The sequence below is a fragment of the Enterococcus sp. DIV0712 genome (assembly GCF_050554855.1).
GTDB lineage: Bacteria > Bacillota > Bacilli > Lactobacillales > Enterococcaceae > Enterococcus > Enterococcus faecalis.
The window spans coordinates 712,243-729,907 of sequence record NZ_CP187333.1; the positions used below are offsets into that span (position 1 = coordinate 712,243).

Below are 17,665 nucleotides of genomic sequence, written 5' to 3' on the forward strand. Positions count from 1 at the left end.
TTATTTTTCATTAATCCGTTAAAGGATCAAAATCTAATCCAAAATCATCGGAAGTTTTTTGTTTTTTCTTATTATATAACCAGTAGTCAAGGACAGCTGCTATACAGATGCACAACGGTGCGTCCTCATCATTGGCAACAGTTAAAACAAAATAGTCGCCTGTACAAAGCATGGTTTTATCCATTGACATGATTTTTTTATGGACTTGATAAATTGAATATTGGTGCGCTTTGATATCCCCAACAACTGCCCAGTGAAGGCCTTGAACATAATAGAAATCAGCATTCAAATTGAACAGTTTTCGTAGAGTACCCACTTTTTCAAAACGCTGATATAACTCAAATCGTGTACCAAAAGTCCAAGAAACTTGTTTAATACTGGCTAAAATTTCTCCGTTCATTGCATATAAAGAAAGCGCATCTCCTCGTGTGCCCCAGCGCCCCACCAATAGAAAAAGTGAACGGCCTGCTTGGTCTTTCACGATGGTTCGCGTAACTTTTCCTAACTGTTGTTCTTGAATAAAAAATTCAGACACGACACGATCTCCTTTCTATATATAAATGAGTGCTGTAACTGGTAGTGCTTATTACAAATCTTCTCTTATTGCACGCAGGATGGCTTCGCCAACACCATTTTCTAAATTAGTGGCTGTTTCATATTTAGCGTATTCTTTTAATTCCAGTTCGGCATTGCCCATTGCAAAACTTACCCCAGCCCATTGAATCATGCTGACGTCATTTAAATTATCACCAATAGTCATGACTTGTTCAGCGGGAATCCCACGTTCTTTAGCGACGCGCGCAACCGCAATCCCTTTTTGTGCTAGGCGGTGGTTAATTTCAATATTATTAAGCGCAGAAGAGGTAACAACCAAATCATCTAGTTCTTCTACTTCCATCCCAGCAGGACCTAATACTTTCGGCCCATCCATACTGAAGCCAATAATTTTAAGGACTTCAATCGAATCATCTTTTAAAATGTCGTCTAAACGATCAACATAGGTAATATGCAATAAAGATAGGTGTGCTGAAGCCATGGCGATCGCCACTTTATAAGTTAAATGGGGCATGGATTCTGCAATATGAGCGGCAAAGTTTTCAATTCTTTTTTCTTGATGTTCAGAAAAAATACCTTTATTTGTAGAGATTTCATAGTAAACATTGTGTTGACTCAAAATAGTTAGTACTTCTGTTACTGTTTCTTTTTCGATCCCAGCCGTGAAAAGTGAGTGTCCATCTTTGTCGAACACTTGGGCGCCGTTTAAAGTAATCATGGCACAGTCAATTCCAGCTTCTTCTAACGCGGGTTTCGCTTCGGTATATGCGCGGCCAGTAGCAACCATAAATTCGATTCCTAAACGTTCCGCTTCGCGAATTGCTGAAGCGTTATCATTTGTGATGCTCATTTTTGCATCTAAAAGTGTTCCATCCATATCTGAAGCAATTAATTTAATCATCGATTCTCTACACCTCATTATCTATTTAAAGCTTACCTATAGTTTACCACGTTTTTCCAAGAGAAAGTACCCAGAAATTTCTTGTCAGGTTTGGAGAAATTCGTTATGCTTAGAGAGCGAAGGAGTGAGCATTATGAAAGAAATTATTCACAATAGTTGGCAAACCGTTTTATCTGCTGAATTTGAAAAACCATATTATCAAGAATTGCGGGAATTTTTGAAAAAAGAATATCAGACACAAACGATTTATCCAGATATGTATCATTTATTTTCAGCGTTAGAACTAACCCCTTTTGAAGAAGTAAAAGTAGTAATTTTGGGACAAGACCCATATCATGGACCCAATCAAGCACACGGATTAAGTTTCTCTGTCCAGCCAGGTGTGAAAGTGCCGCCATCTCTTGTGAATATTTACAAAGAATTACAAGCTGATTTAGGGTACCAACCCGTCAACCATGGCTTTTTAGAAAGCTGGGCCAAACAAGGCGTGTTGTTATTAAATACTGTGTTGACCGTTCGGGCAGGTCAAGCCTATTCCCATCGAGGTAAAGGGTGGGAGCAACTGACAGATGTCATTATCGAAAAGTTGAATGAGCGTGAAAAACCCGTTGTTTTCATTTTATGGGGACGTCCAGCTCAAGAAAAAATTAAAATGATTGATACGACTCGGCATGTGATTATCAAATCGCCACATCCAAGTCCATTGTCAGCGCATCGTGGTTTTTTTGGCTCACGTCCGTTTTCTCAAGCGAATGCCGCTCTAGAACGTTTAGGGGAAACGCCGATTGATTGGCAACTTCCTGAAACAGTGTAATGTAACAGCGCAAGCTGTTATAGTGTAGAAGAGTTAGTTTGTGAAAAGTTTATCGGATTATTGGTTTTTTTGACTAATACAGCTAGAAAAAACTGTTATTTTCTTTGAGAATAGTGTATGATGGATTTTGTAAATATAAAACTGGAGGGTTTATCGTGGAATTATTCGATAGCTTAAAATTTAAAGTCGTACGCCGTAATATCAAAATTGTTTTCCCTGAAGCAACAGATCCTAGAATCTTAGGTGCTGCTGCCCGCTTAAAATCTGATGAATTAGTAGAACCAATCTTAATTGGTGATCCAACAGATATTGCAAATGCTGCTATGGCTCGTGGAATCAACACATCAAACTTTATTATTATCAACCCAAATGATTATGAAAAATGGGATGAAATGGTCGAAGCATTTGTTGAACGCCGTAATGGAAAAGCTACTAAAGAAGATGCTGAAAAAATCTTAAAAGATGTCAACTATTTCGGTACTATGTTAACTTACATGGGTATTGCTGATGGTATGGTTAGTGGTGCTATCCACTCAACAGGTGATACAGTTCGTCCTGCGTTACAAATCATTAAAACAAAACCAGGCGTAAGCCGTACAAGTGGTGCCTTCTTAATGATTCGTGGTCGTGACCAAGAAAGATATTTATTCTCAGACTGCGCGATTAACGTGAACCCAACTGCACAAGAATTAGCTGAAATTGCTGTTGATAGTGCCAAAACAGCTGAATTATTTGACATTGAACCAAAAGTTTCATTGTTAAGTTTTTCAACAAAAGGTTCTGCAAAAGCACCAGAAGTAACAAAAGTTGCTGAAGCTACAAAAATTGCGCAAGAATTAGCACCTGAATATGCGATTGATGGTGAATTACAATTTGATGCTTCTTACGTATCTTCTGTCGCACAATTAAAAGCGCCCAACTCAAAAGTGGCTGGAGAAGCAACAGTCTTTGTATTCCCAGATTTACAATCAGGAAATATTGGCTACAAAATTGCTCAACGTTTAGGTAACTTTGAAGCAATTGGCCCAATCTTACAAGGATTGAACAAACCAGTTTCTGATTTATCACGTGGTGCAAACGAAGAAGATGTTTATAAATTATCAATCATTACAGCTGCTCAAACATTAATGAACGACTAATTAACTATGTCGAAGCATGATAAATAAGCAAAGTAGAAGTTGAGGTTCCCAGGACACTTGGGCCTCAACTTTATTTTTTTGAAGCTGCCACTAGTCAACTTATTGAATTTTCGGTATACTTTCATACATAGATTCTTGCAGATGGGAGGCAAAAAAATGAATATTGTCCTGAACAATCCATTGGAAACAGAAGCAATTGCTAAAATCATTGGACAAAAGGCACAAGCTGGTGATGTAATTGTCCTGACTGGTGATTTAGGGGCCGGTAAGACGACAATGACGAAAGGGATTGCTTTAGGATTAGGCATTTCCCAAATGATTAAAAGTCCCACCTATACGATTATCCGCGAATATCCACAAGGACGACTTCCGTTATACCATATGGATGTTTACCGTGTTGAAGAGGGTGCGGATGAATTAGGGTTAGATGAGTATTTTGAAGGAGATGGGCTATCCGTTGTAGAATGGGGCAGCTTGATTGAAGAAGAATTGCCAGAAGATTATTTAGAAATTATTTTAAATAAAGATTCTCAAGAAGCTGACAAGAGAGTTCTTGAATTCCGCGGAACTGGTCCATTGGCAGAAGAAAGAATAGCAGAGATTCTGAAAACGTGGGAGGCTCGCGAATATGACTGAACAAACATTTTCTATTCGAGAAGCAGTGCCTACTGATGCGGATCAATTACTATCTGTGATGTCAAAAATTGGGAGTGAAACGCCCTATTTGGTAATGGATGAGCGAGGAATGGCCATGTCGACAACAGAATTGGCTGAAAATCTAGCAACACTCTATGAATCGCCAAATAATGTTTTATTGGTGGCATTAGCGGGAGAAGCGATCATTGGGACCGCATCTGTGTCTGCTTCTTCTAAAAAGCGGATGGAGCATATTGGTGAAATTGGCATTAGTATTTTAAAACAGTACTGGGGCTATGGACTGGGCAGTATCTTGATGGAAGAACTTATTCGCTGGGCGCATGAAAGTCATGTTATTCGTCGCTTGGAATTAACGGTACAGGATCGTAATCAACGAGCGATTCATGTCTATAAAAAATTAGGTTTTGAAACAGAGGCAATTATGCCTCGGGGCGCCAAAACAGACCAAGGTGAATTTTTAGATGTTCATTTAATGCGTTTGCTGATTGATTAATTATTGGTTAATAATTTTAATTTCTTAAATAATCGAACGATAATTGCATGAAAAAACAAAATTTTCGCAATTATCGTTTGTTTCATATTTATTTTTCTGATATTTTTGTTATAATTATAGAAGAATTTAACGAAAAAATGAAAATTTATTTTGGGAAGGAATGTAAGAAATGGCGAAGGCAACGAAGATGAATGTTAACTATCGAGAGTCGATCTTGGATCGTGCGTATCGTTTAGAGCTAATAAAAAAAGATGAGTATGCAAAACATCAAGAAAAATTATCATTATTAAATGAAAAATTGTCTGACGGGGAACCAGCTCAATTTGATGCAAAAGAAGAAACGTTTTGGAAAAAAATTTCGCAAAAAGTTATTTTATAAAAGTAATACATACGAATAAGAGCGTACACATAGAAAGAAGCGTAAGCAGTGTTAAACTGCTTACGCTTCTTTTTTAATGAATAGGAATAACTGTTTCACGCTTAATTAATTTGTGAGGAATAACGAGACGGACACCATTCGTCAATTCTTCATGGATTAATTCATATAATTTTTTCATCGCCATTCGCCCTAATTCTGACGTGTCGATGTCAATACTTGTTAGATAAGGATGTGTCAATGTTGAAAAGATTGAGTTGTTAAAACTAATAATGGATAACGTTTCAGGAACTTGATAACCATAGATTTGCGCAAGTTGCATCGTCCGCAAAGCAAAGATATCATCAATCACCACCAACGCCGTGGCATTATTTTGATGAAGAATATCATCGAAAGCCATGTAATCTTCAGGTTTTTCTAACGCAACGCTTGGTAAAACAGTTAATCCTTGCATCATCATTGCTTTTTGATAACCAAAGTAACGTTCAAAGTACAAACTTTCATGCGTTGTATTGGTCACAAATAAAATATTTTTATGGCCGTTTTCAATTAAAAATTCCGTCGCTTGTTTCCCTAATAATTGATTATCATTATCCACGTAAACTATTTCCGTTTCATGTTGGTAAGGTTGACCAATTAAAGTAAAGGGAATGTTGTTTTCATATAAGTAATCAATGACGGGGTCCTTACTATCTGAATACACAAGAATAAAACCGTCCACTTGTTTTTGAAGATGCATTCTTTTAACGTTTTCCAATAGTACATCAAAACTTTTGGCAGTTGCAATAGCAGTAGTCATATCATAAAGACGGGCTTCCTCGTTGATGGCTTCCATAATTTCTAAATAAAATGGATTCCCTAACCGTTCTTTCGAATCTAAAGGAGGTAAAATTACGCCAATGGCACTTGAAATTCGTTTACCCAAATTCCGTGCCGTCATATTTGGCACATAGCCTAAGTCATCCATGACTTTTCGCACTTTCTTTTTTGTCGATTCAGAAATACTTGGATGATCGTTAATGACACGCGAAACGGTTGAAGTTGCAACCCCCGCTTTCTTAGCGACATCTTTTACTGTAATTGCCATTTTTGCCACGCCTTTCTTAGTAATTATAGAAGGTTAAATTGATAAACCGTTTGGTAGGTTTGCTTTTTATTAGCTGGTAATAAAATAGAGCCCCACTGAGGATGATGAACAATGTCTGGATACTCTTGTGGTTCAATTGCTAAGCCATAGTTTGAATGCATCGCTTGTCCATTAATAGAAAATGGAGCCTCAAAACCAGTCGTAGAAAATAATACCATACTTTGGTTCGTTGTTGCTATCGTCATTTTTCTTCCAGAAGTAGGTTCTTGTAAGCATAATTGTGGCTGTCTTAAGTCAGAGCCAACTAAGGGGAAAACATCATCTAACCCGGTTGGATAGCGTTGGAGGATTGTTTCGATAGGTGTCAGTTCATTAAAACGTATGGATAGTTCAGAAGCTGGTAAAATCCGTCCAGTAGGCAGCTTATTATCGTCTAATTCTAACATACCTTGACAGTTCAAAGATAGCAAATGTGACAGAATGTCTAACTTTCCATCGCCAGATAAATTAAAGTAGGCGTGGTTTGTAGGATTAAAAAGTGTTTCCTGTTTACTCCGTCCAGTACTGATCATTCGTAAATGATTATCCTCTAGCTGATAAGTGATGGTGGCCTCAATTGGTCCAGGATAGCCAGAAATGGTGTCGGTTAAATGAAAAGCAACGCCAATGATATCCTTTTTTTCAAAGGGCTCGACTGTCCAATATTGAAAAGACCACCCCTTTGAGCCACCATGGATATGATGACCGTCGCTATTTTGTTCTAATATTCCATTTTGCCAATGGCCATTACGAATACGTCCAGCAACTGGTCCAACAGTGGCGCCAAAAAAGCTTTGATCCTTTAATACATCTTGATACGAATCATACGATAAAAGGATATTTTCCCAATGATTATTTTTGTTTGGCATCAAAAGTTGATGGAGGCGCGCGCCATAATTGAGAAGAACGACTTCTAAAAAGTCGTTCTTCAAAGTAATTTTTTTTAAGTTTGTGTTTGGAATATCGGTTACGGTGATACGATTAACCTTCATGATCAAGCCACACTTTTTTTAAGTAATCAAACGTTAAAGCGCTCGTCTCTGGCACGATGGGCAACCCTTCGCCTAACTCTTCTTTGCGGCCAACGCCAACAGGTTGCGCTCCACTAGCAAGAATCGCTTGAATCCCAGCTTTGGCATCTTCAATGCCAAGACATTCTGCTGGTGTCAAATCAATTTCTTTCGCAGCTAAAATGAAAATATCTGGAGCGGGTTTGCCTGCCTGAACGTCTGCTGGATTAGCAATGGCATCAAAAAGGGGCGTCAATTGCATTTTTTCTAAAAGAAAAGGCCCATTTTTACTTGCAGAAGCCAAGGCGATTTTAATATTGGCTTCACGTAATTCCGTTAATAAAGAAAGAATTCCTGGATAGACATCTTCAGGCGTAATTGCTTGGATCATTTCCAAGTAATAATCGTTTTTCCGTTGCGCTAACTGGGCAAATTCTTCAGAAGAAAACGTGCCTTCTTTTTTTCCGTATTTTAACAGTAACTGCAGAGAATCTTCACGGCTTACACCTTTCAATTGTTCGTTGAAAACACGGTCAATGGAAATTCCAATTTCGTTCCCTAATTTTTTCCAAGCGTGGTAATGAAATTCTGCTGTATCAGTAATAACGCCATCTAAATCAAACAAAACGCCTTTAAACATGAACTTCTTCCTTTCTAATCGGTAAAACTAATCGATCTTTTAACGTGTATTTTTGATCGTAAACAGTTAATGGAATTGCAGGGCCGTCGAGTAAAGTGAAGGCCACTTGGTCTGCTGCAACTTCAACAAATAGTAAACGATTCCGATAATTAATGTGGAATGAGTAGGCTGTCCAAGTCGCTGGTAAAAAGGGTGCAAATTTTAGTTGTTGATGGTCCGTTTTCATTTGGGCAAAACCTTGCACAATCGCTAGCCAACTACCAGTCATTGAGGTAATGTGTAAGCCATCTTCTGTATCATTATTGTAATTATCTAAGTCAAGGCGCGCTGTTCGTTGATACATTTCCACTGCTTTTTCTTCCATGCCTAATTCAGCAGCTAACACAGCATGAATGCTTGGTGAAAGGGAAGATTCATGGACAGTCATTGGTTCGTAAAAGTTAAAGTTCCGGCGTTTTTCTTCTAAAGAAAAGGCGTCATTGAAGAAATAAATTCCTTGAAGAACATCGGCTTGTTTAATGAAACAAGACCGCAAAATTTTATCCCATGACCAATGTTGATTTAAAGGCAGCTCACTAAGTGGTAAATCAGAAACAGGCATTAAATCTTTATCTAAGAAAGTGTCATGTTGTACAAAAATGCCTAATTCGTTATCCACTGGGAAGTACATATTTTCTACAATGTCTGCCCATTTAGCTAATTCGTCGTCTGCAATTTTGAGCGTTGTTTCTTCTTGGAATTTTAAATAAGACTCACGGGTGTAACGTAGAACCCACGCAGCGATGGTATTGGTATACCAGTTATTGTTGATATTATTTTCATATTCATTTGGCCCCGTTACGCCATGAATCATATATTGTTTATGACGTTGTGAGAAGTGGACCCGATCTGCCCAAAAACGAGCGATTGCCACAAGCACTTCTAGACCAGCATCTTTTAGATAATCTTCGTCTCCTGTATAGTTGACATAATTATAAATCGCATAAGCAATCGCACCATTTCTGTGAATCTCTTCAAAAGTGATTTCCCACTCATTATGACATTCGACACCAGTAAAAGTAACCATTGGGTAAAGCGCACCCTTTAACCCTTGTTGTTGGGCATTATGAATGGCTTGAGGCAATTGATTGTGGCGATATTTCAGTAGATTTTTAGTAACTTCGGGCTTAGCCAACGCCAAGTAAAGTGGGACAGCATATGCTTCAGTATCCCAATATGTGGCACCACCATATTTTTCGCCCGTAAAGCCTTTTGGTCCGATATTTAAACGATCGTCTTCGCCATAGTAGGTTGAGAAAAGTTGGAAAAGATTAAAACGAATGCCTTGTTGGGCTTCATCATCTCCTTCAATAACAACATCAGCTAATTGCCAACGTTTTGCCCAAGCGGCAGCTTGCCCAGCTTTTGCTTCAGGGTACAAGGTGGTCATTTCTGAAAATAATTCGTTTACTCGTGTGATTTGTTGCGTTTCTGGCACATCACGACTGGTAACGACAAGCACTTCTTTTGTGATAGCGGTCGTTTCGCCTTCGTTTAAAGACACCGTCAATTCTGCGGTTAAAGCCAAGGGCTGTTGTGTATATGTAGGCACAACAGAGGCTCCATCGATGAAATGGCGCATGCCTGCAGTCACTGTAAAACGCTCTATTTCAAAGTTGTTAGGAATGGTCTTAGTTGTAACAAAGCCAAGTGTTTCTTGTGTTTCAATAGCTCTTTCTTCCCAAAAATGTTCTTCATAATTGCTGTCTTCATTTTGAACATCGCCATCCAATTTTGAGTGAAGAGTGATTGTGCCTGTACCTTCCAGCATTTCAATTGTTAAGTGGATGTAAGCCGCTTCTTTTTTTTCTAAGCTTAAAAAACGTTCAAAAGAGAAGCGCACTTTGTTCTTCGGTGTTTGGATGGTGAATTGCCGAGAAAGGACCCCATTTTGCATGTCTAATTCTAAAGAAAAATCTTCGTAAGGTGTAGTGGCTAAATCAATTGTTTGTCCATCAATTTGTAAGTCCATTGCGATGAAATTAATTGCGTTAATCACTTTACCAAAATATTCAGGATAACCATTTTTCCACCAACCAACACGTGTTTTGTCTGGATACCAAACACCGGCTAAATAGGTTCCTTGATGGTGGTCGCCAGAATAGTGTTCTTCAAAATTTCCCCGCATCCCCATATAGCCATTGCCAATGCTCGTTAATGATTCTTGTAAACGTAAATTTTCTTTATCTAAGTGTGTAGTACGGATTTTCCAAGGATCAATTTGGAATAAACGTTTGATTTGTTTCATGAGAATCCCCCTCAGTGATTTTATTGATAGGTCTATCATAAACGCAACCGATTGCATTAGTCAATAGTCAATGCTTAAAAAGTGTAATCTTATGAATAAAAGCTGAAACAAAGGTAGGTTAGAAGGAGCTTTATTTGCTTTATTAAAAGACAAAATAAAAAAGGATTAAGTAGTAGGGAGTTGTTTTCCACAATATTTTTGAAATTAAAGCATTTACAAAAAGGAAACAGGAGTATATAATGGCAACATAACGAAACCGATTGCGTAAGGAGTGGCAGGAATGAAAAAAATGTTTAGTTTTGAGTTTTGGCAAAAATTCGGGAAAGCTTTAATGGTCGTTGTGGCAGTAATGCCCGCAGCGGGTTTAATGATTAGTATTGGGAAATCGCTTCCCTTAATCGATCCTAATTTAGGCTTGTTAGTAACAACAGGCGGAGTTCTGGAGAGTATCGGTTGGGCAATTATTGGCAACTTACATTTACTATTTGCGTTAGCAATAGGTGGCAGTTGGGCCAAAGATCGTGCAGGTGGAGCATTTGCAGCGGGGATTTCTTTTGTTTTAATCAACCGTATTACTGGAGCCATTTTTGGTGTAACAAATGAAATGTTGGCAGATGAACAAGCTTTCACGCATACCTTATTTGGCACCAAGATTATGGTGAAGGGATTCTTTACAAGTGTCTTAGAAGCCCCGGCATTAAATATGGGTGTTTTTGTAGGGATTATTGCTGGTTTTGTCGGTGCGATGGCTTACAACAAGTATTACAATTATCGGAAATTACCAGATGCGCTATCATTTTTTAATGGTAAACGGTTTGTCCCATTTGTCGTTATTTTATGGTCAACAATTGTCTCAATTGCATTAGCACTTATTTGGCCAAATATTCAAGCGGGAATTAATAATTTTGGGTTATGGATTGCGCAATCTCAAGATAGTGCACCTATTTTAGCGCCATTCTTATATGGAACGTTGGAACGTTTATTATTACCTTTTGGGTTACATCATATGTTGACGATTCCAATCAACTATACACAATTAGGTGGAACGTATGAAATTTTATCTGGCGCACAAGCTGGAACCCAAGTCTTTGGTCAAGATCCTTTATGGTTGGCTTGGGCAACAGACTTAGTGAATCTTAAAGGCGCTGGTGATATGAGCAAGTATCAGTTTGTCTTAGAAAATTGGACACCAGCTCGATTCAAAGTAGGCCAAATGATTGGTTCTTCAGGGATTTTAATGGGGATGGCTTTGGCGATGTATCGTAATGTCGATGCAGATAAAAAAGCTAAATATAAATCAATGTATTTTTCTGCTGCTTTAGCTGTTTTCTTAACTGGTGTGACAGAGCCGTTAGAATTCATGTTTATGTTTGCTGCAGTGCCGCTTTATGTAATTTATGCGGTGATCCAAGGTGCTGCTTTTGCAATGGCTGATATTTTACCATTGCGTGTGCATTCGTTTGGAAATATTGAATTGTTAACAAGAACACCGCTAGCAATAAAAGCTGGTTTAGGTGGCGATTTAATCAATTTTGTTTTAATGGTCATCATTTTTGGTGTTGTCACTTATTTCTTAGCGAATTTCTTAATTAAAAAATTTAATTACGCAACACCTGGAAGAAATGGAAACTACGACAATGATAACGGCGAAGAAATCGCATCTGGCGCGGCTGATTCAGGTGTCGTCGATCAGCAAATCGCGCAAATTGTCTACTTACTTGGTGGTAAACAAAATATCAAAGAAGTTGATGCGTGTATGACACGCTTACGTGTCAGTGTAAAGGATCGAGAAAAAGTTGGTTCGGAAGAGGCGTGGAAACGGGCAGGTGCAATGGGCTTGATTGTGAAAGATAATGGCGTTCAAGCCGTTTATGGACCAAAAGCCGATGTTTTAAAATCCGATATTGAAGATTTATTAGCTTCCGGCGTTGACATTCCAGAACCGGTTATAGCAGAAAGTACAGCAGGAACGCCAACGACGAATTTCTTAGGTAAGAAAAAAGATTTTGTGGCTGTAGCAACAGGGGAAGTTATTCCAATGGCGCAAGTCAATGATCCTGTCTTTTCACAAAAAATGATGGGGGATGGATTTGCAGTTAAGCCTCTAGAAGGAGAGGTGGTGGCACCAATTTCGGGGAAAGTCCTAAGTGTTTTCCCAAGCAAACATGCGATTGGGCTACAAACAGAAGAAGGCATCGAAGTACTTGTCCATATGGGGATTGATACAGTTGAAATGGCAACTCCTGCTTTTGAATCTTTTGTTAAAGAAGGACAATCATTGAAAGCTGGGACGAAACTAGCTAAAATGAACTTGGATGTGATTGAACAAGCTGGCAAAGAAACAACGATTATTGTCGCCTTTACAAACAGCGACAAAGTGGAACAAGTAGTTATTAACCAACTAGGAACCACCACTGCGGGAACTGTGATCGGACAGATTGAAATTTAAATGATTAGGTATGAGGTCGGGACAGAACCGTTTAACTCCGAGAAATAAGAAGGAATTTCCGGAAATTGCTTTTTAATTTTTGGATAATTTCGGCTTATTTCCGAAGGAGTTGGTTCTGTTCCCGCCGTTTATCAGGTTTTGCGCGTGAAGCAAAAATCCAAAGTGATTTTTGTCCCACTCACAGACCTAATAACATGTAAGAGAAGGGGAAAAGATGAATCTTTTAACAATCAATACTCATAGCTGGTTAGAAGAAGAACCGTTAAAAAAATTAGAGGAGATTGCCAAGGTGATTTTATCTTCTGAAAGTGAAATAATTGCCTTACAAGAAGTGAATCAGAAAGTCGCTTCCAAGAAAGTGCCGTTAGAACAGTTAACTACTTTTTGTCCCGTAGCGACCCAAACACCGGTCCATGAAGATAATTTTGCATATCTAATCGTTCAATATCTAGCTGAAAAAGGCCAACACTATTATTGGAGTTGGGAAATGAGCCACATTGGTTACGCTATTTATGAAGAAGGGAACGCACTACTTTCGAAATGTCCGTTGACTAGTGAAGCTCTCCTTATTTCAGAAAGCCAAGAACCAACGAATTATCGAACAAGAAAAATCTTAGTAGCGGAGACAGAGAGTTCAAAAGGTACGCTTACTGTTGTCTCTGGTCACTTTTCTTGGTGGGAAACACCCTGTACAGGTTTTGCCTATGAATGGCTACAATTAGAGAAATACTTAGCGATGGGGCAACAACCGTTAGTCATTTTAGGCGATTTAAACAACCCAGCTGGTACAACTGGCTATCAATTAGTGGAAAATAGTTACTTGCCGATTCAAGATGCATTTGTTGTAGCGGAAGAGACAAGCGGTGAAGCGACAGTAGAGAAAAAAATAGATGGCTGGGAAGAAAATGAAGCAGCCTTGCGGATTGACTACGCATTTGTTCCAAAACAGTGGCACGTACGAAAATATGAAGTAATTTTTGATGGTAGGAAAACACCGATAGTCAGTGATCATTTTGGCTTACTCATTCAACTAAAATAAGAAAAAGCGCTGAATTTTCAGCGCTTTTTCTTATTTATTCGCTCATGTAATTATTCTTATCAGTCTTGTTTGGCTAATTCTTGATCCCGAAGGATGGTGGCCTCAATCCCTTTGATGACTGTTGAAATAAACGCATTGTTTTCTAATTCGACAATCCCAGCAACCGTGGTTCCACCAGGAGAACTGACTTGGTCGATTAAAGTCCAAGGATTCTCTGTGCTATTTGCCAAAGTTTGAGCGCTGCCTAGTACAGCTTGTGTGGCAATTTCTAAGGCCAACTCTTTGTTCATACCATTTTTAACGGCTGCTCGGGCAATCGAATCAATAAATAAGAAAGCATACGCAGGAGTGCTACCTGCAATAGCAGTAAAAATCGAAAAATACTGTTCCTCTAATTCCCAGGCTTGGCCAACTGCTCGAAACAACGATAAAACAGTCTGGATGTCTTCAGGGGATGCAAAAGCGTTGCCACAAACAGCTGCTGCACCTGCGCCAATCAATGCATTCATATTGGGCATCACACGAACGAGACGGAGCGGTTGGGTAGTCTCAAACAGTTGATACAATTCTGCAATAGTCGTACCTGCTGCAATGGAAACAATTAACGGTTGCTTGTCTAAAATTGCTTCTTTTGCTTCAAGTAAAGCTGCTTGAACGAATTGCGGTTTCACCGCTAAAATAACTAAGTCAGCTACTGCAATGGCTTCTTGTGGTGAAGCAACCGCGTGTGCACCAATTTCTTGTGCGAAAGCGGCGGTTTTTTCGACTTGAATATCATAAAAATAAAGGTTTTCTGCGGCAATAAATTGCTTTTTTAGCGCACCTTTGGCAATAGCGGATGCCATATTTCCAGCACCGATAAAACTAATTTTCATAAAAAATTCCTCCTAAAAACTGTTGAATCTCTTTTTTCGTGTTACCATGTATCTAGTATAGAAGGAAACGCCAAAGAAAAAAATAGAGGGAGTAAAGTAAAAAGTGTTGGATTATGAGGTGATTAATTGGCAAGCAAAGAAGAGCAATATGCAGCATTTTATCAGTTTTTAGAGACCTTAGATTGTTATTTAACCACTACCAATGCTCTTGAGAATGAAGTAGCGCAATTTAAGGAAAATCCGCATCGAGAAATTGCGGGCTTTATGCTGGCATCTTCGGAAACAATTGACGTTCCGAAAGGATTTATTCGGATGCTCTATTGTTTAGAGCAAGATGGCAATGCTTATTTGGATCAACAAAGGTGTTCGGTTTCGGCTGGCCAAGTCATGATTGTCAATGAGGCCACCTCTGTTAGCTATCAGGGGCAAGGAATGTCTATGATTATATTTTATTTTAAAAAGCACTATTTTCTTGATACGCTCTTAAACCAGCTGGCGGAAGAACCAGTCATGTATCGTTTTTTTACAGAAATTGCTAGCAGTGAATTTGAAAACATTCCTCGATATTTCGTTTTTGCTAGCCAACCAAATTCGGATGTTCACGTCTATTCGCTATTATTACTGAAACAAATTGTGAAAATGGCCTATTTTAATAATAAAGTGACCAAAGCGGCCTTTGTTTTGCTGGTGGTGGAACTAGGTCAACTGCCTAGAGAAGCTTTAAAGATGCAAGATAATTATTTGTCGAATCATCAACGTGTTGAGGTGATTTTAGCGTATATTGAGCAACAGATTGCACATGTCACTTTAGCAGAAGTCGCCGCTAAATTTCATTTTCATCCGAATTACTTATCGAATTTTTTAAAAGACAAAACAAACAAAACGTTTACGGAAATTGTCTTAGCCTACCGAATCCAATTGGCGAAAAACTACTTGAAGCAAACAGATTTATCGATTCAAACGATTGTTGAACGAATCGGCTATCAAGACAAAGCCTTTTTTTATAAACGTTTTAAAGAAGAAATGGGCATGACCCCAAAACAATATCGACAGAAAGAAGGAATGGCAGATGTACGAAGAAGTCTTTGAAGAATTTCAGTTAACTGTAGTAGAATTACCAATCGAATTTGTTGATGATTTGCCTGTCTATCGCGGACACTTAAAAGAATTAACGTTTCTTTCAGCGGAAGCCTCTTCACGAAAAAAACTTTACCAACAGCTTTTACAGGCTTATTTGTTGTATAGAGAAGAGAATCAAGCAGTTGTTGAAGAGGAAGAAATAACCTCCTCATTACTGTCTAGAGAGCAGTTATTAAAATACTATGATGGTGAAACGTTCGATGGGTTTCAGTTGCCATCAAATGAATAAGAAAGCAGGGAAACAGATGGATACAATGGCAAAAATTAATCAATTTCGTGATGAAAGAAATTGGCGCCCCCACCATAATGAAAAAGATTTGGCGCTCTCAATTTGTTTAGAAGCAGCAGAATTGTTAGAACTTTTTCAATGGAAAACAGCAGAAGAAGGCATCAAACAAGAAGAACGAATCAAAGAAGAATTGGCTGATGTTCTCATTTACTCCTACATGATGGCTGATAATTTAGGGTTTGATTTGGACGAAATTATCGAAGAAAAGTTGAAGAAAAATGCGTTGAAATATCCAGTGCCACACTAAGAAGCTTGTATTTTGATTACACGCCCCAAAGTTTAGAAAAATATCAGTTTGGGGCGTATCAAAATTGATGCTTTTTTAGTTTCAACTAGTTGTATTTTATTTGATTTAATCTATTGTCTCGAATAAGTAGATGAATCCTATCTGCGAAGTGGGTGTCGTTTATACTCCTAGTCTTAGCCAACGTTTATTATTTACCCTTGCAATAGCCAGCGCGATGACTGTTAGAACTATAATATACAAGATAATTAATAAATTGTGGTCAAAACTAATTGAGTTTTCTGAGCCTTCTAAAAAATTCTGGACGTTTAGATATAATTCGTTTGAAGCATCAAATATTGCAAAAAAACGTAAAAATCCACCAATTGCAACAAAAAGTACTGTTGTAATCCAATAGAGTATGCTAAAACCGATAGATAAAAGAACGTTAGCAGATAAAAAACTGATCAACGCAACAATTAAAATATACTGAATTGAAATCATCGATAATAAAAAAAACATTTGCAGAATTACAGAAAAATCCATAAAAATAAAGGAAACGATAAATAACAGAACTAGAATACTGCCTAGGGTCTCTACCGTAAGTGTCAAAACTTTTTTTATATAAAAAGTAAGGCTATTGGTATTCATCATACGATAAAATAAAATTGTTTTTCCTGAGTACTCTTTATTAATAAAGAAAGATACTAGAAACGAAAACATTAGAAAGCCAAATTGTGTAAATACAGTATATGTACTAAATAAGTATTCTCGGTAACTTAACCTAGTTACTTTATCGATGCCAATAGGTAGAATCCATCCCATTGCAAAGATTGCAACGATAATTGCAATTAAAATAATCATTATTTTGTTGGAAATCGTTTTTTTTAATTCCAAAATTTCACCCCTCAATATACTTCTGAATAACTTCAGTTTGATTAGTAAAACGAATCATTTTGAAATCTTCAATTAAGTAATAGTTGCCTTTTAAATTTTTTAAATCTGATAAATTGTGTGTGATGTTTAGAATAATTTTTTTAGGATGATTTTTTATATATGCAAGTAGAAATAGATAGATTTCATTAATTGTCTGTTTATCTAAGGCGTTGGTAATTTCATCTAATACAATAATTGATTTATCTTCCAGAAAAAAAGAAAGTAATTTTAGTTTTTGTTTTTGTCCATCACTTAATTGTCCAATTAAGGAAGTTTTAGAAATATTTGTAGCGTGCAAAGAATGAGCCAAGTGTGCGACTGAATCTAAACCAAATCTTTTCTCTAGAAGAATAAATAATTCGCAGACTTTTAAATCATTAGGGACATTAGAAAAGCTTGAAATAATCGTAACATTTTTACTTATTTCAGAAGGGATTAAACCACTCCGGTTTAACAATAAATCCTTAGCAAATTGTGATTTCCCTACACCGTTTTTCCCTAAGATATGATTAATCACCCCTTTTCTAAATGAAACTTTTGTATGTTCTAAAAGTAATTTATTATTTATTTTCAATGTGTAATCATTTAGTTCTAACAACTTAGTCACCTCACACAAACCAACTAATGACTGTTTCAATGACCAATAACAAACTAATTGCTTGTATTAGCTTTACAATCAAGTGATTTTTTCTTTTATTTTCTAATTCATCTACACT

19 protein-coding genes are annotated in these 17,665 nt (G+C 37.6%); 10 read left to right on the plus strand and 9 right to left on the minus strand.

All coding sequences use genetic code 11. The features are described from left to right. Positions 1–10: 10 nt before the first annotated feature. Both IGL42_RS03415 and IGL42_RS03420 read right to left on the minus strand, forming a co-directional pair. Positions 11–535 carry an LURP-one-related/scramblase family protein gene (locus IGL42_RS03415; RefSeq protein WP_002355833.1) on the minus strand — a complete coding sequence of 175 codons (525 nt, stop codon included), beginning with the start codon at positions 533–535 and terminating at the stop codon, positions 11–13. Between the two features lie 51 nt (positions 536–586). After that, complete coding sequence (locus IGL42_RS03420) at positions 587–1,456, minus strand: Cof-type HAD-IIB family hydrolase (protein ID WP_002383369.1); 870 nt, start codon at positions 1,454–1,456, stop codon at positions 587–589. A gap of 133 nt (positions 1,457–1,589) precedes the next feature. On the opposite strand from IGL42_RS03420, the gene IGL42_RS03425 reads away from it, so the two are divergent. The 5 genes from IGL42_RS03425 to IGL42_RS03445 all read left to right on the plus strand — a co-directional run bounded on the left by IGL42_RS03425 (position 1,590) and on the right by IGL42_RS03445 (position 4,938). Next, on the plus strand, positions 1,590–2,270 hold the full coding sequence (locus tag IGL42_RS03425) for a uracil-DNA glycosylase (protein WP_002378112.1): 681 nt from the start codon (positions 1,590–1,592) through the stop codon (positions 2,268–2,270). A gap of 155 nt (positions 2,271–2,425) precedes the next feature. Beyond that, positions 2,426–3,409, plus strand: a complete 984-nt coding sequence (pta, locus tag IGL42_RS03430; protein WP_002355836.1) for a phosphate acetyltransferase — start codon at positions 2,426–2,428, stop codon at positions 3,407–3,409. 141 nt (positions 3,410–3,550) lie between these two features. Then, positions 3,551–4,045 (plus strand): tRNA (adenosine(37)-N6)-threonylcarbamoyltransferase complex ATPase subunit type 1 TsaE, encoded by a 495-nt coding sequence (gene tsaE, locus IGL42_RS03435; protein ID WP_002387026.1) that lies wholly within the window; start codon positions 3,551–3,553, stop codon positions 4,043–4,045. After that, positions 4,038–4,559: a GNAT family N-acetyltransferase gene (locus tag IGL42_RS03440; protein WP_002396468.1), complete on the plus strand. Its 522-nt coding sequence runs from the start codon at positions 4,038–4,040 to the stop codon at positions 4,557–4,559. Before tsaE ends, IGL42_RS03440 begins: the two co-directional genes overlap by 8 nt. Positions 4,560–4,728: 169 nt before the next feature. Beyond that, entirely contained in the window at positions 4,729–4,938 is a 210-nt protein-coding gene (locus tag IGL42_RS03445; protein ID WP_002355840.1) for a hypothetical protein, read from the plus strand. A gap of 73 nt (positions 4,939–5,011) precedes the next feature. Here the strand turns inward: IGL42_RS03445 and bopD are convergent, their stop codons facing one another. Genes bopD through IGL42_RS03465 form a run of 4 tightly spaced genes read right to left on the minus strand, consistent with a single transcriptional unit; the run spans position 5,012 to position 9,998 of the window. Further along, a complete protein-coding gene (gene bopD / locus IGL42_RS03450) occupies positions 5,012–6,022 on the minus strand; it encodes a LacI family transcriptional regulator BopD (RefSeq protein ID WP_002358859.1) in 1,011 nt (336 codons plus the stop codon). A gap of 23 nt (positions 6,023–6,045) precedes the next feature. Continuing rightward, positions 6,046–7,053, minus strand: a complete 1,008-nt coding sequence (locus IGL42_RS03455) for an aldose epimerase family protein (RefSeq protein WP_002394337.1) — start codon at positions 7,051–7,053, stop codon at positions 6,046–6,048. Beyond that, positions 7,043–7,711, minus strand: coding sequence for a beta-phosphoglucomutase (gene pgmB / locus IGL42_RS03460; RefSeq protein ID WP_002355844.1), 669 nt, complete (start codon positions 7,709–7,711; stop codon positions 7,043–7,045). The genes IGL42_RS03455 and pgmB overlap by 11 nt, the downstream gene beginning before the upstream one ends. Continuing rightward, positions 7,704–9,998, minus strand: coding sequence for a glycoside hydrolase family 65 protein (locus tag IGL42_RS03465; protein ID WP_002355845.1), 2,295 nt, complete (start codon positions 9,996–9,998; stop codon positions 7,704–7,706). Before IGL42_RS03465 ends, pgmB begins: the two co-directional genes overlap by 8 nt. A 280-nt stretch (positions 9,999–10,278) precedes the next feature. Between IGL42_RS03465 and IGL42_RS03470 the strand changes: the two genes are divergently transcribed. Further along, on the plus strand, positions 10,279–12,447 hold the full coding sequence (locus tag IGL42_RS03470) for a PTS transporter subunit IIBC (protein WP_002378117.1): 2,169 nt from the start codon (positions 10,279–10,281) through the stop codon (positions 12,445–12,447). Positions 12,448–12,661: 214 nt separating this feature from the next. Then, on the plus strand, positions 12,662–13,486 hold the full coding sequence (gene mapP, locus IGL42_RS03475) for a maltose 6'-phosphate phosphatase (protein ID WP_002355847.1): 825 nt from the start codon (positions 12,662–12,664) through the stop codon (positions 13,484–13,486). Positions 13,487–13,545: 59 nt separating this feature from the next. On the opposite strand, the gene proC is transcribed toward mapP, so the two are convergent. Beyond that, the gene (gene proC / locus IGL42_RS03480; protein ID WP_002355848.1) at positions 13,546–14,361 is read right to left on the minus strand and encodes a pyrroline-5-carboxylate reductase; all 816 of its coding nucleotides are present in this window, start codon (positions 14,359–14,361) and stop codon (positions 13,546–13,548) included. Positions 14,362–14,487: 126 nt separating this feature from the next. Between proC and IGL42_RS03485 the strand changes: the two genes are divergently transcribed. The 3 genes from IGL42_RS03485 to IGL42_RS03495 are packed head-to-tail and all read left to right on the plus strand — an operon-like array spanning position 14,488 to position 16,037. Next, positions 14,488–15,450: a helix-turn-helix domain-containing protein gene (locus IGL42_RS03485; RefSeq protein WP_002355853.1), complete on the plus strand. Its 963-nt coding sequence runs from the start codon at positions 14,488–14,490 to the stop codon at positions 15,448–15,450. Further along, positions 15,431–15,730: a hypothetical protein gene (locus IGL42_RS03490; RefSeq protein ID WP_002355854.1), complete on the plus strand. Its 300-nt coding sequence runs from the start codon at positions 15,431–15,433 to the stop codon at positions 15,728–15,730. The genes IGL42_RS03485 and IGL42_RS03490 overlap by 20 nt, the downstream gene beginning before the upstream one ends. Then, positions 15,723–16,037, plus strand: coding sequence for a nucleotide pyrophosphohydrolase (locus IGL42_RS03495; RefSeq protein WP_025191877.1), 315 nt, complete (start codon positions 15,723–15,725; stop codon positions 16,035–16,037). Before IGL42_RS03490 ends, IGL42_RS03495 begins: the two co-directional genes overlap by 8 nt. Positions 16,038–16,196: 159 nt before the next feature. On the opposite strand, the gene IGL42_RS03500 is transcribed toward IGL42_RS03495, so the two are convergent. Together IGL42_RS03500 and IGL42_RS03505 are read right to left on the minus strand one after the other, a co-directional pair. Beyond that, on the minus strand, positions 16,197–16,877 hold the full coding sequence (locus IGL42_RS03500) for a peptide ABC transporter permease (RefSeq protein ID WP_002401553.1): 681 nt from the start codon (positions 16,875–16,877) through the stop codon (positions 16,197–16,199). Between the two features lie 37 nt (positions 16,878–16,914). Beyond that, a complete protein-coding gene (locus IGL42_RS03505; protein ID WP_002385078.1) occupies positions 16,915–17,556 on the minus strand; it encodes an ATP-binding cassette domain-containing protein in 642 nt (213 codons plus the stop codon). Positions 17,557–17,665 lie beyond the last annotated feature (109 nt).